The 14248-nt window shown below is 46.1% G+C and carries 12 protein-coding genes; 2 read left to right on the top strand and 10 right to left on the bottom strand.

Annotation, left to right across the window (positions count from 1 at the left end):
• Positions 1 to 220 precede the first annotated feature (220 nt).
• Positions 221 to 385, top strand: coding sequence for a hypothetical protein (locus tag AC58UX_RS29225; protein WP_497259371.1), 165 nt, complete (start codon positions 221 to 223; stop codon positions 383 to 385).
• A 220-nt stretch (positions 386 to 605) separates the two neighbouring features.
• Here the strand turns inward: AC58UX_RS29225 and AC58UX_RS29220 are convergent, their stop codons facing one another.
• From AC58UX_RS29220 to AC58UX_RS29210, 3 genes are read right to left on the bottom strand one after another with little or no spacing between them, the layout of a single operon-like run.
• Positions 606 to 1280 carry a Type 1 glutamine amidotransferase-like domain-containing protein gene (locus AC58UX_RS29220; RefSeq protein WP_497259369.1) on the bottom strand — a complete coding sequence of 225 codons (675 nt, stop codon included), beginning with the start codon at positions 1278 to 1280 and terminating at the stop codon, positions 606 to 608.
• A gap of 33 nt (positions 1281 to 1313) precedes the next feature.
• On the bottom strand, positions 1314 to 1886 hold the full coding sequence (locus AC58UX_RS29215) for a histidine phosphatase family protein (protein WP_497259367.1): 573 nt from the start codon (positions 1884 to 1886) through the stop codon (positions 1314 to 1316).
• Between the two features lie 29 nt (positions 1887 to 1915).
• Positions 1916 to 2368 carry a VOC family protein gene (locus AC58UX_RS29210; protein ID WP_497259365.1) on the bottom strand — a complete coding sequence of 151 codons (453 nt, stop codon included), beginning with the start codon at positions 2366 to 2368 and terminating at the stop codon, positions 1916 to 1918.
• A 199-nt stretch (positions 2369 to 2567) separates the two neighbouring features.
• On the opposite strand from AC58UX_RS29210, the gene AC58UX_RS29205 reads away from it, so the two are divergent.
• Entirely contained in the window at positions 2568 to 3467 is a 900-nt protein-coding gene (locus tag AC58UX_RS29205; RefSeq protein ID WP_497259363.1) for a helix-turn-helix domain-containing protein, read from the top strand.
• An 85-nt stretch (positions 3468 to 3552) separates the two neighbouring features.
• Here the strand turns inward: AC58UX_RS29205 and AC58UX_RS29200 are convergent, their stop codons facing one another.
• The 7 genes from AC58UX_RS29200 to AC58UX_RS29170 form a co-directional block, all read right to left on the bottom strand.
• Positions 3553 to 7029, bottom strand: coding sequence for a hypothetical protein (locus AC58UX_RS29200; RefSeq protein WP_497259361.1), 3477 nt, complete (start codon positions 7027 to 7029; stop codon positions 3553 to 3555).
• A 39-nt stretch (positions 7030 to 7068) separates the two neighbouring features.
• Positions 7069 to 9513: a carbohydrate binding domain-containing protein gene (locus AC58UX_RS29195; RefSeq protein WP_497259359.1), complete on the bottom strand. Its 2445-nt coding sequence runs from the start codon at positions 9511 to 9513 to the stop codon at positions 7069 to 7071.
• A 278-nt stretch (positions 9514 to 9791) separates the two neighbouring features.
• Entirely contained in the window at positions 9792 to 10838 is a 1047-nt protein-coding gene (locus tag AC58UX_RS29190; protein ID WP_497259357.1) for a copper amine oxidase N-terminal domain-containing protein, read from the bottom strand.
• A 210-nt stretch (positions 10839 to 11048) separates the two neighbouring features.
• Positions 11049 to 11888, bottom strand: a complete 840-nt coding sequence (locus AC58UX_RS29185; protein ID WP_497259355.1) for an aminoglycoside adenylyltransferase domain-containing protein — start codon at positions 11886 to 11888, stop codon at positions 11049 to 11051.
• A 42-nt stretch (positions 11889 to 11930) separates the two neighbouring features.
• A complete protein-coding gene (locus AC58UX_RS29180) occupies positions 11931 to 12863 on the bottom strand; it encodes a GNAT family N-acetyltransferase (protein ID WP_497259353.1) in 933 nt (310 codons plus the stop codon).
• 28 nt (positions 12864 to 12891) lie between these two features.
• Positions 12892 to 13185: a hypothetical protein gene (locus tag AC58UX_RS29175; RefSeq protein WP_497259351.1), complete on the bottom strand. Its 294-nt coding sequence runs from the start codon at positions 13183 to 13185 to the stop codon at positions 12892 to 12894.
• Positions 13186 to 13311: 126 nt separating this feature from the next.
• Positions 13312 to 14232 carry an oxidoreductase gene (locus AC58UX_RS29170; RefSeq protein ID WP_497259349.1) on the bottom strand — a complete coding sequence of 307 codons (921 nt, stop codon included), beginning with the start codon at positions 14230 to 14232 and terminating at the stop codon, positions 13312 to 13314.
• Between the last annotated feature and the right edge of the window lie 16 nt (positions 14233 to 14248).

Below are 14248 nucleotides of genomic sequence, written 5' to 3'. Positions count from 1 at the left end.
TACGCCAGCGAGGCGAGTCACCTCCTTGTTTACAGATAAATATCGATAATTTTGTTATAACAAAAATGTATTTACTATATCAATTTATAAATTTAAATTAACATTCTAAATGTTATCGGTCAAGATGTTTTCGGTGTATATTCTAAATATTTTTGTAATTACAAATTTTATTTTTATATTACAAAAACAATTAACCTCTCCCAGTTGGAAGAGGCGTTGTATGATAACGTTCGCAGCCATCATTTCGAGGTGCTCGAATTCCTTCGTTTCGATGTCGGATGACTTTATCGGGAATCAAGTCCTCGGCACAATCGGCTTAATATTTGTTGCTGTTCAGCAGGAATACGGCCTTGAGATGCACTTGGTAGATTTAATCAAATTTTGAATCATATACTCGCCACATATGGGCCTCATTGCCGTAGACACGTGCACTCAAACAAAGCCCACCGCTTATCTCTAGTGTCTCTATGACGTCCGGTTCATCCCTAAATTCACGAACCGCCAATCCGACCCAAAGTGTATCGACTTAGGGTTAAAACAAAAAAAGCCACAAATACGCGGCTTTACGTCAATTCTCATTTCATTTTATTGGTAAATACACCCATTTATATGGTGGCGAATAAACGTTTCCATTTCCCTTCGGATACAACTTCGATTGATCCGTCGATTACTTTAATGGCGGTTTGATCATCAATGGCATACGTCGGCCCTTGCATTCCTTCGGCCCTTCTCTCTGCAGCAGCCATGGTGTTTCCAGGCAGCAACTCGTGGTCCAAATGAGGAAATATTGAAAAATCAACCAGACCCAGTGTTTCATCACCACCGGTGGGTGGAGTCCAGCCAACGAAGAATTCCCCAATGTTAGGTGCCATCACCATACTCCCGGCACTCATTCCCACATAAACTGCCTGCATCGATGGTAATAAGTCTGCCAGTCCGGACTGCCGCATCCAGTGGCACAAGTAGAGGGCGTCCCCTCCCGCCACTAGCAGGACGTCCGTCTCCCGGACCAGCGGCACCCAGCGGTCTTTGCTAATGCTTGGTAGCGCTGTGAGCTCCAATATGCCGACGGACTTCCAGCCCAAGTCAACCATGGGATTCTCTGAATTCCCACTGATGAACTGCCAAGCTTTGACGCCGGGGCCAACCCAGGGGTGTCCATACATCGCGGTGGGTATGCACAAGGCGTTGCAGTCGGCGATCGGCTTGCCCAGCATGTCAACTAGCGCTTCGTGTATGCTTTTGTTAGTAATGCCTGCAGAGGTGAGCAATAATTTCATAACTTTACTCCTTGTCGGTGTCAACTTTATAATTTAGTCTTTCCATAGTCTTGTTACCTCTTCTAACTCTAGGTCTCTAAATTGCATTTTATAGATGTCAGGTTTTTTTGTTTGATTTAAGAAATCCAAACCGTAAGTTGAATCAAAATAATTCATCATCATCGTCATGACATTCCCGTGTGTTCCAATAGCCACTTTCTTTCCCCTGTATTCTTCTAAGATATTTTTCAACACTGCCACTGATCTATTCTGGCAATCGATGTTAGACTCTCCTCCTGGCAATGCATAGTCAAGGTCATCAAACATCTTCTGCATAGCAGACATAAATTCTTCATTAGAAATAAGATAGTCTTCTCCTGAAAAGTGCCTTTCCCTCAGATCCTCAAATATCTTAATATCTAGTTCTAATTTATTGGCCAACCCCTCCAATGTTATAATTGCTCGAGCATAGGGACTTGAAATAATTACGTTTATTCCTTCGTCTTTTAAAATCTCTGTTATTGTTTCTGCATCCTTCTTGCCCTTTAGGGTAAGTCCTCTAGTTCTTTCAGTTCCTTCAGAATATGGTGACTCAGCATGCCTAACCATATAAATAATAGTTCTCATATGATCCTCCTTGGTGTAGGTTCCGTCACTTATTTATTATCGAGTTGTTCCGCCAAACCGATTAGAAGTCCTTCAATTCCACGAATATAGCAGAGGCGATATGAGTCCTGGTACTGAACCACTTCGCCAACGAGTTGAGCACCATACTTAGTGAGTCTGGATACCATTTCGTCAATGTCTTCAACGGTAAACATGACGCGTAGATAACCGAGTGCATTAACAGGAGCAGTTCGATGATCTGATATAATAGGTGGATTAATAAATCGCGAAAGTTCAATTCGGCTGTGGCCATCTGGGGTAACCATCATAGCAATTTCTACACACTGTGATCCCAACCCGGTTACGCGACCAGCCCATTCACCTTCGACAGTAGCTCGTCCTTCCAGCTTCAAGCCAATCTCTTTGAAGAAAGAAATTGCGTCATCAAGAGATTCTACAACGATGCTAACATTATCCATTCTTAGTAAATTGTTTTTTTCCATAGTTTTATCTCCTTATGTGTACAAATTTATTACTTGATCATATTACCTTTCAATTTACCACCTTCACTTAGTTGATTTTATCAATGCAACCCCTTTGTAATCAATCACATCGCATAAAAAGAAGTAGTAGACAGGCATTCCATTTTTTTATAGATTTACGGTAGTGACTCATGAAGGAGAATGCCTCTTGCCTAACTCGATGCAGCAACCGCCTACTGATCGCATTACAGACCGTTTTTTTCTGCCTGATATTCAATCTACATTAGTGTTGAAGGAAGGCCATTGGCGGACCGTCGAACCTGGATGGAAATGCCGCAAACACGATCACCCCATATTTGAGTTGAACGTGGTGCTGGATGGCGAGCAATGGATGCGTGTGGAAGATACGGTGTATCAGATGAAAGCCGGTGATCTTGTACTCATTCCGCCTTGGCATGTCCATGATTGCGGGGCGTCTGAGAGTGGAAGACTGGTTTACTTCGTGGTTACGTTTGATGTGGACGATTTTGCGCTGAAGGAACTGCTGTGCCTGCATCCTGACAAGCATCACCCCGTCGGATCCCCTATCCAACAAGCATGCAACGCTCCGTTGGAACAGCTTATTGAGCTGGCTTGGAAGGCGGACAATCGGACATCCGTATCTTTAGTCTTGCGTATGAAAATATTGTCTGTACTGTTCTCTTTGTTCTCAGCGCTGGCGCAGGTCCAGATGGAGGAGCAGAAGGCGGGAAATGAAGGGAATCTGCTTAGCTACAATATCGCTCGACGGATGGCGCAAGTGCTGGAGTCAGAAGCGGACAGCGGAGAGACTCCCCATAGTCGGCTTGATACTAGACTCGGCAGCATAGCACAGCAGATGGGGTACAGCTTGTCCTACTGCTCCAGACTGTTCCGCGAGGTGTATGGACTGTCGCCGCGTCGATACTTGTCAACCGCGATCTTGAAGCGGGCGAAGCTGGAGCTCATGAACACGAAGCAGCCGCTCGAGTCGATCGCCCAGAAGCTTGGCTTTAGCGACAGCGCGCATTTCAGCAAGCAGTTCAAGCGATGGTCCGGTATGTCGCCAACCGAATATCGTTCTCAAGAACAACCGCTCTAATAATCTACTTTCTTACATTCATGACGAAAGCCAGCCTCCCGTCGCTACAATCAAGCTGGGGAGCTGGCTTTAATAGGTGGTTATATTACAGCTTCAAATTTGTCATATAAATGGAGTTTTGTGATATTTGCCACAGCTCAAAGCCGTTCTGACAGAAAAAAGTACTGGCAACTCCAGTCAGCATACTCGCTTCTGTCCGACCGTCCGGTGTTACTACATGGAGATGGCCATTTGCCTCGACGAGCACAAACTTCCCATCCAACCAACTCAAGTATACGATCCCATGCTCATACAGCTTGGTATGCAGGAGCTTCCCTTGAAGATCATACAGACACAAAAAGCCCTGGCTAGTCGCCGCTGCGAGCCGCTCCCCGTCCGCTGAAAATTTCAGTGCGGACACCGCGCCGCCTAACCTACTCATGAACAAGAGTCGGTGTCGAGATTGCTGAAAATCGGCCTGGAGCGCTGGATCATCGTGTAGTCCAGTCGTATCATACACCCAGAGGTTCCTTCCGTGATTAGCCCCACATGCCAAAATACGGCGCGTCCCAGCCACAGCCCAGTCAAATGAGGTTGTCCGGCTAGTCCAGCCTTCCACTGCGAACTCCGCCTTGACTTCGCCCTCTATCGTTAGAATGCGGCATGTGGATTGGTCCGTGATAATGTCGCCCCCTACTATGAGCTCTTCCAACCCGTCTCCATCCACATCGCCGACCTGGATTCGTCCGGGCAACCCTTCCTTGTACCACCAGCTCCATCGCTCGGTTCCGTCTTGATCGAAGAAGCGCAGCTGCATGTCACCGCACCCCACAGCAGCACCAATAAATTCGTTCCCTGTGAATGATGGGACATACGCAGCTGCGAGCCGCATCGGGGTAGGTCCCGTCAGCTCCCACCATGGGTATGGACTTGGATTCCGGATGATGCGTGATTCCTTATGGACTGTGCCTGCTCGACTTAGCACGGAGAGTCGGTCAATCCCATGTCCGGCAAAAACCGTCTCCTCCCCATTCGTTCCATTCACATCTACATCATGCACGCAACCGTCCAGCTTCGCTTCCCATACAATCTGTCCAGACGGATCGAGTCGATAGACACTTCCCGATTTAGTTCCGCACACGAAGCCTCCCGTTCCTCCTGAAGCCATCTTGAAGCTCGTAATGGATGAAGGAAGGGATAGTACTGACTTCGTCACGCATGCTTCCACTGTCGCTGAAGCTGAAGTCGTAGCCGTTGCTGCGACCATAGCATCGGATGGCTGGCGAGATTTGACTTGCGAGACCGCCTCCCAACTCTCTTCCCCACTGATTACAACCGCCTTGGTTCTATCTTCCAGCTTAAGCAAACCATGCGTCTCCCCAGCCGCCGCAATCTGTGCCAAGTGACTGAACACGACTGACTCCCCCGAACGAAGCCGGCTCGTACTGCGAGCTCGGAACTCGGTCAGCTCCACCTCTTGCGTATAATAACGGCGCTTATACGCCTCTACCGGATCGTCGTCTAACGTCAATGGTTGCGGCTCACCAGGGTGTACCCGATAGAACAACGATATCGGCACTTCCGTAAGACTACAGCTGGAAGAGGATGTGCATGTGCTCTGAAGTCGGAACTCCACCGGATCGCCGGCTTCTGTGTTCCGGCTGCTAGTCATAAGAAAACCGTTCAGTTGAGCGCGAGAAGGCGTCCGGAAATGCGCCTCCACTGCATACTCCCCCTCCTCCAGTGCAACGATCGTATCTGTAATAACTGCGTATTTTCCCGGACGCATCCAGATTTCCCGGTACCAATCTGTTCCCGCATAACGGGTCAGCTTGAGTCGTACATAATAAGTCCCGTCCGGCTCTGTTGCGTGCTCCTCGCACTCAGCGAAGCTTGGTAGAGGACCGGTCTCTCCATCTTTTACGACCGTCACCAGACTATGGCTCTCTGGCTCCGGAAATAGCAACAAATCCTCGGTCACGATGCAGCTGACCCCTAGCCTAGCATAATCGTGGATACCCATCGCATCGGCATAAGAGTGGGAGGAGCTCTTAGTACTAAGCCCGTCAATCAGCAAATAGTCGTCCTTCTTCTGCCACCCTGCTCGCATCGAAATTTTGTCAAAGCATCGCTCGATTGGGGCTGATGGCGGCGTGTCGAGCAGTAGAACAGCTAGATCCGGCTCCTTGTTCCACGTTTCATAAATCAAAGGATCCATAGGGACGACGTTTACACCTAGCCCATATACTGGTACGGATGGAGTCAGCCCAATATCGAACGTCCGCAGCCCTCCGATCGTTCCCCACTCGTGATACAGACGGCGATGCACCGGTGCCAGCTCATGCGTGTACGTGTAACGCGCGTCCTCATAATAAGCGGCAGCAGCTCGCAAACTTGGACCGGGGAACGATTGCAACAGGATGGAATCTCCCGCATTCGGCAGCCAGCCTATGTTATTGACGATCGCCACCGCACAGTCAGCTGCGGCGCGCGCCCCGCCATTCTCGAAGAATCGGTGACCTCGATCCATTAAGCCATAATCGATCAACGTTGGCTGCGTCATCCACCAGCCGTGGCACATGCCGTCGCAAACCGGCTTCCAGCTACCGCCCGAGTAAGGCGCGAACACGCGATCCGCGGTCTCCTTCCACACTTTCGGTTCTTCCATCCCCGGATAGTGAGTGGTGAAATAATCAGAGGCGAATACCAGCGCAAGCGCGGGAATGGTGCCATGATTTTGCCGTGGAAAATGGAGCGACTGATAGAGCGGTTTCTCCACATATCGATACCCTTCCGCGCTCTCCGCCCAATCATAGATGAACTGGGCAAACTTCTGACGAAGCGGCTCTTGGACTAACCCTGCCACCTCTAACAATCGGAACAACACTACACGGCTGCGAATGCCAAGGTGGATCTGTACGATTTTGTCATCAGTCAAGACGCCGTTGCGTACCACAATCTCCGACAAGCGGGCGTATTCGTCCAAGCAAGACTGATCGCCAATCAAATAACCTAGGACGCCCTTCATCACATCCTCGTGACGGATACTTACTTGCCAATCGTGCTGATGCGGCTTAGGCGACTTGAACTTAATCACTTCATGATCTGGGATCGGTACCCGCATCGCCCGAACTTCAGACAGAAGCGGTATCGATGAGCTTATACGTTCTAGTAGAATTTGAAGCCCATCCAAGAGCCCGGTTTCGTCAGAATACCCGAGATGAATGATGTTATGACCGCTTCCGAGAGGGTTCATCAAAGTGCGAACTTCATAGCCGGAAGGCCCTGGATACCACCGATCTGTCAAGCAAAACCAGCGAAAATACAGTTCCTTCACGCATTGGCTGTCCGCCAGGTTGCCGATCAGAAACACAGGTCCTTGCGCCTGATACAGGATCGCAGGCTTTGGATCTTCTAGAACTTCAATGCGTATGTCAGCATGTACTCGACGCAGTTTGGCCTCGATAGATTGTGCGGCTCGAACACCTTCAGCGTCTCTTGACGATGCAATCACAATTGGCTGCTCTGGAAGCAGGTCGGTGTAGTAGTTGATTTCTCGAGCTTGAATGAGTTGTCGAGTCATGAGTGGAACTCCTTTCAGATTGCGTATATGAACTCTAGGTTAGTAAGCGTATCTATATAAATTTGTGCCTACACGATAATAAACGTTGCCTAATTCATCTTCTGCTAAAGCGCTCGCGCCGCTCGAAACCAGGATGGATACGGCTTTGGTCGAAGCGTCAATGGTAAACAGTTTTCCGTCAAGCGTCCCAAGAACGTCACCGAACTTGCCCTCGAGCAGCGTCCCGTCACGCCAAATGTAAGCATTGCCACTATAATCGACATCTGAAAATTTCAGAGCGCTATAATCGAACACGCCTGTGGTTGGGTTATATATAATCAAGTATCCCTCCAGCAGCCCCCAAATTTTCCCGTCCGGGCCAACTGTCAACGCAGTCAAAGCTTTTTTGGACACCGGAAGTGTCTTCACCGTCGTTGTATCCGTCGCTATATCGTAGATCGCCAGCTTCGCTGCGCTTGTAGTTGGAGTCGCACTTTGTCCGCCAGAGATTGTCGTACCTGCATACACTTTGCCGTCCTTGTAAGCGATGGAGATTACGCTCTGATCCTGAACGAGATTTCGTTTCACAGTTACACTGCTGGTTGCGGGATCGTAGATCGTTAAAGCGCCCCCTAGTTTGCCAGCTACCGGAGTTGTGCCCATGAACACTTTGCCGCCTCCGGTAGCTAGCACGTTCGGCCGCTCTTGTTCATATGCCGAAGTATCGAACAAGAACGTAGGATTCCAACCGGTGGAAGGTGTTGTTGCATATAATCTGCCTTTCGGGTAACCGCCCATGTACAACGTGTTGCCCATCGATGCAAAAGATTCGATCTGCCCGATATTACCTTGGTAAACGTTCTGGTCTGTACGTAGCGGAGAATAGATCCCCATCCCTCCGGAGTAGTAGCCGCTTGTATAAATTTTGTTATCGGGTCCCGTTCCTACAGCATTAATGGTGGTGGCAATCCTAGGAATGTTCAAATCGCTGTATGTGATCGTCCCGTTTTGAATATTGTATTTGAACATCCGAGTCCCTGTTTCTCTGAAGCCTACGCCGACCAAAGTCGTTCCCGGATAGTTCGTTTGATCATCAAGCTGAACAAGCCCCATGCGGATTGGATGAATAGTTGCATCTGCACTGAGCGAGCTGTACGTTTTGTTCGCAATGTCATAGGCATGAATAATTCCGTCAATCGTGAAATAAACTTTGCCGTTGTATACCGGAGATTGGTTCTGGGAGGCAACCCCGCTGATCTCGGCATCTACCGTTGTGGTGATCACACCATTCACATTGTCTACATTCAATACAACCAGCTTGTTGCTCGGACCTAGCCGCGCGAACAGCTTGCCGCCTTCCAGATTCAAGCCGTATACGAAATCATCGCTCGCATATGTCGAAGGCAAGATGTTATCTATCTGACCTGTCGTATGGTCAAATCGCTTGATTGCCGCAACAGGTCCAAGACCAATGTAGGATACATTATTTACGGGATCGTAAGCCATGCTGCGAACGTAAGTTTCGCCTGTAGCGAACGGCATATTGCCCAATTGCAAGTAGGCACCGTTGTAGTAGCGGAAAAATCCAGCGTTCGGATAGGTGCCGCCATAAATTTTACCGCTGAGACCCGCCGTAATGTTATAGATATGTGTCTGTCCTGACAAAGCAGTACCTAGGTCGGTCGCAGATGTAGCACCTGGTGTGTATTTGTACACCTTGGCTTGCGGGTACGTGGCGGCATAAATGTAGCCATCAGAACTAGTTGTGGCACCCCAAGCTCCTTCCGTTTCACCAACAGATCCTAGATTTACCATACGAAGCACGCTGCCAGTATTGATATCCACAGCCGCAATGCGAGCTGGTGTGCTCTTGCTGCCCTGCATGGTGACGTAGAACACTTCGTTGCTGCTCTCCATCCCGATTGTCGCGCCTTGCGGTGTTGCATTTGTTAAAGTAGTGCCTAAGTTCGTAAATTCCTGTGTGATGTACACGTCATCCCAATACACGGTTCCGGTGTTTGAGGTGCTCGTGTAGAGCATGGCGCTCGCTGTCGCCGTATTGGCGGGAGCTGCCAGCTTCACTTTCATGTATGTCCACTCTTGCGTAGGTGTGTTTTTGTCCGCGATCTGCGTAGCGAGTAGATTGCCCGAGGCATCGTAGAAACGGATATATAAGTATGCCTTCCCGGTCTCGATATAGGCCCAAGCATAAACCATATAAGTTTTGCCTGCCGTTGCCGTAATCCGATTGCTCTCCAAGCCATAGTTATCGGTTGCGCCCGTGTCCGTCATTTTGACGCTTTTGCTCCCAGTATTCGCTTGCACAGTCGATGAAGCAAAGGCTCCACTGCTTGCCGTGGTGCTGTACGTCCATCCGGTCAACCCGGATTCGAAACTGTAGTTAGTCGCCAGCATATCCGCAGCAAGGGTCGGCACAGTCGCAAGCATCATCATCAGCATACATCCAGTAAGAAGCAGCGTAATCAGTTTTCTTTTCAATTTCATTCAACTTTCCTCCTAAGGGGGACTAGTATTGGAAATCATCGAGCAGCAAACTTCAAGCTACACCTCCATACTTGTTTAATACATGTTCACTTTTATTCTACAAGCTAAGGAAACGCGGCGGGATGGACAAAACCGTGAATTGTTGGACAAATCGGGTCTTTGGGTAAACAGACGGAAGGATATTTAGGGAGTGGTGAATAGGTAGTCTATGAAGCATAAAGAAAACACTCCTCCGATGCTCAGAGGAGTGCCTTTCGAAATGGTCTTATGACGTATAATCACCAACCCTTTAAATTCAAGATGACCTCTTCAATTGTTCCATCGCGTTTTACATGATATTCATGGATCTTTTGGTCATCTTGGTCCAAATAATACAAAACAAAATGGTCAATTACAGGATAGGCTTCAATCTTCCCCGCTTTCCAATATACGAATAATTGCGTTCGGAGTGAACCATTCAATAACCCTTGGAAATCAACATTAACATTATTTATATTAGGAACAGAATAATTTAAGTTTGCTTTATCATCATACCTCCAAACAGGTAATTGTAATTGTGTACTTATTATTTTTTGATAATTTGGACCGAGTGCATCAACAACATTGTGTTCCATTGAACCTACAACAATGTAAGCAAATGTTTTAGGTAGTAATTCATTATAAATGAGGACTGTCCTCGTATATTCAATCCAATCTACTTTTGCACCTAGCGCTTCGCTAACAAAGCGCAAAGGTATCATTGTTTTATCATTAACAATTTCTGAAGGCAGTTCTAGCTGCACTACAGCTCCGTTTACAATCGCATTAGAATTACCGACGGAGAGAACAATTGTTGTATTTTCTTTTGTTGCTGTTACTGTATACGTATCTTGATTCCATTCAACTTTTGCTCCAAGTGCTTCAAAGATTACTCTTAATGGAATTAATGTAAGCCCATTTTTTATCACAGGGAGTTGTTCATTTTCAAAATTCATCATGTTGCCGTTAAACTTAACTTTCATTGGTATACGCTCAGGCTCTTTTGGAGATGGAGGCGTACCATTTGGATGCCCACTATTCGGGACATATACTCCTTTTTGTATCGGGTTTAATAAAGAACTGGAAATGGTTCTAAAATTACTATCGTCAATACTTTGTGTTCTCAATGCATTAGCTAAAATTTCACTACGATAGTCAAGTTTCAAGATTTCATCATTTATAAGACCTTTAGTAACAAGAAGACTGTCATTTTCTTTCTTTGTCGGGCTGAACAAATTCTCTTGTGCCGAGGAAAAATTAGAAAACAAAAGTAATTGGAAAATCATTAATATAATAATTTTTTTCATAGTCCCCACTCCTGTCTTATAAACCAGTTGTCTACTTGTACATTTAAGAAATTTCTTTAGAAATCCTAATATGCTTAGACGTTACATTTTGGAAAAAGTTTCCTGTTAATTTTTAAATTGCTTTACAACAAATAAAAACCGCCCTTGTAAAGGCGGTTTATTTTGCAGCTCCCCATTCCTTGTTACCCTCCTTGCGTATTATCTGCGGGGCTATCTTTCTTGGTTTTGATTGAATTTCATACGGGCATAGTTCCTGAAGGAGAGTAGGGCAGTTTTGTCCCATTTCTTCCCTCCTGTTCTTCGTTGCTCCTCATTCACTATATCTGAAGAACGATAAACATCTAGTGCTCTTTGAATCAATGGATGAAACTCCTGTGGCATATGTTGAATTCCCCATTCACCGCCTTCATCTTTACTGTGGACTCTCTGATCGTCTTGTCTGTGTAGTTGAAACACACGACAAATGTTCAAAACACTATAAAATGGCGTCTCCAGAATATGCTCATCTTGAAGTATCCATGTAAAGTCATCCATGACAGAGTCTATGAAATATTGCCAATTTACTTTGCCAAATATATCGGATATGGGTTTACCATATAAACAAATGCCTCGCTGCGTTACATAGGCTAAATGTGAGGGTAGGTCAATGTCTGTTCTCACTTGACTATAATCTATTTCATCATTGAGAATTTTCTCATGCCATCCCGAGCTGTAATGAACTTCAAAAGGAGTCGAATCGGGGATTTGCCTTGCTACCTCTGCAGTAATTACACTAAGTTCAACATTACCAGTTGTAGGTCTGTTGACCGTCTCGTTAGCGATAGAGACGCCAACTATTTTAGCCAAATCGTCTGCCAGTTTACTGTTTACGACTATAATCAGATCAATGTCACTTTTGGGACGATAATAACTGCCCATAGCTAATGAACCATGGAGATAGATACCTATCAGCTGATTTCCTAGAATAGTTTTCAACTGTTCTACCAGGTTATCAACGAATTGTTTAATATCTACATCACAGTTAATCCAGACTTGGGCTCTATTGACCATGACGTTACTCCTTATCTCATCGTAATTTTTTATCCTATTCCATCACACTAATGTGTGGTTCTCATATATTTTACTTGGGCGTCCCCACTCAAAATTGCTAAGTCCAATCTCTGTGAAACCATACTTCTCGTAATATCGAATATGATCCGTAGTTAAGTAGACCTTTTCATACCCCAACTGGCCTGCCGTTTTTCTTGCATGTTGTAAAAGTAAAGCTCCTAAAGCCTGACCTCGCTCGCTCTTGTCGATGAATAACGGTGCAATCCAGGGTGATAAATCTTTTCGAACTAAATATTCCTGCTCAATCATTTGATAAAAGCCGATAATCCGGTCATTCTTTAGCATCAAAAAGGTCAATGGCAAAGCGTTCGTCATCCATAAACTTTCTTCCATTTGGGTGATTGCAGCACCTTTTATGGCTGGCCAAGCTTCAGAAATATAGGTTATAAACGAATCTCGACGTTCAGGGCATTCCGTTATGGATTGGATTACTAGACTTTCATCCGGACATTTAAATGTTGCTGTAGATGCTGAATAAATTTTCGTTTCTACACCATTAAAGATATATCCGTTGGTTAAGTGTACCCACCCATGTTTTTCGTAGTAGCCCTCCAAATCAGTGCAGAGATAGAGGGTGTCATATCCCAATTTCAGGGTTTCGTGAAGTGCATGTTGCAGCAGTTTGGCTCCCACATTTTGCCCTCTGCATTCCGGTAGGACGTATAAACAGGCCAGCCATGGAAAAACATCTTGACGGCTAACCAAGTCATTCCTTAGCAACGCATAGGTACCGATGATTGAATCATTTTGTACTGCAATATAAAAACAAGGCAAGTCACTCTCCGTTTTCAATGAATGAAACATACAGTCGTAATAGAATTTATAATTCTTATCGCTTCCCCATTGGCTCCAAAACATTTGGACGGCGTTTTCAAATTGTTTGGCTTTATCTTTAAGTTTGTAGACTTGGAACATTATACCCCACCCCTCCATTGTCTTTCCTTCAAGAATATGTTATTGGCTTAAGTAATAATAGGGGGAAGATAATTAAAACGAATATGTATCTTGATAAGCTGAAGTTGAAATATAACCAGTTGCGTGCCAGTGCTGGACCGTTCTCTACGCCCTTATCCATATAACCCATCGCACTGCCATCCGCTACCGTGCCTATTGGCGTATAGCCACCGCCGCTCCGCATGCTGCGAAAGACAAAATAGCCTGTCGGCGCATCAAGCGTTGCGGCGTTCAGCGTCGCGCTCGCTTCCGCAGAGTTAACACTGAAGCCGCCCGTATTCATCGCCTGCAACACGTAGTAGTACGTACTATTTGCGATGCCAATGTCCGAATAATTTGAATAAAACAGGGAGCAGCTGCCGTGGCAACCTGCTCCCTGTTATTGTGTTATTGTTATCCGTTTGTTGAATTATTCATGGAAAGTGTAATGAACCCCTGTCAATTCCTCAGAAATCTGCCACAGCCGCTCTGAAACACTTTTATCAAACAGCTTATGTATGGAAGTATCGATTGCTGGATTTCCTTTCTTCGCTCCTCGGCCATCAGGTGCAATGTATTCCCCACCTAACAATGATGGTTCCGTTGCGGCATACAAGGTTGGCAGCGCACCCATCGCTGCAGTTTGGAACAACGAGCTCATTAATTTATTGAAGAACTTCATTTCGCGCCCAGAACCCCGAGAAGTGATATTTGTTGCTGCAATGCCAGGATGACACGCGATGCTTATTGTGTTCATCTTGGATGCACTTAGCCTTATATGCAGCTCCTTTGCGAACAACAGGTTTGCCAACTTACTCTGCCTATAAAAAGGGAATCCTCGATACCCATTTGAACCGTCCAGATTATCGAAGAATATACGTCCTTTCTGGGCAGCTAAGCTGCTTAGCGTCACTACACGAGAATGTGGTGTACTGAGCAACTTTGGGAGTAGCAACCCGGTTAATGCAAAATGGCCCAAATGGTTCGTACCGAACTGCAGCTCGAACCCGTCCTTTGTTTTCTGGTGAGGCGGCATCATGACGCCGGCATTATTTATTAAAATGTCCAAATCTGAATATTGCTTATTAAAATCTACCACAAAATTGCGAATGTCGTTAAGATCACCCAAATTAAGCTTCATGACCTTTACGTCTGCTTTTGCATGAAGTAATTTAATTTGTTGTGCCGCCTCAATTCCTTTCTGTTCATTACGAACGGCAAGAATCACTTCTGCACCTCTAACGGCGAGCGCTCTCGCAGTTTGCAATCCAAGTCCACTGCTGGATCCAGTAATTATGATCGTTTTTCCCGATTGATCAGGTATATACGTCTCATCCCATTTATACACCATAATATCTCCTGCTCCC

The organism is Paenibacillus sp. J22P90, from assembly GCF_059692195.1.
This window is presented reverse-complemented; position numbering and strand designations above follow the sequence as displayed.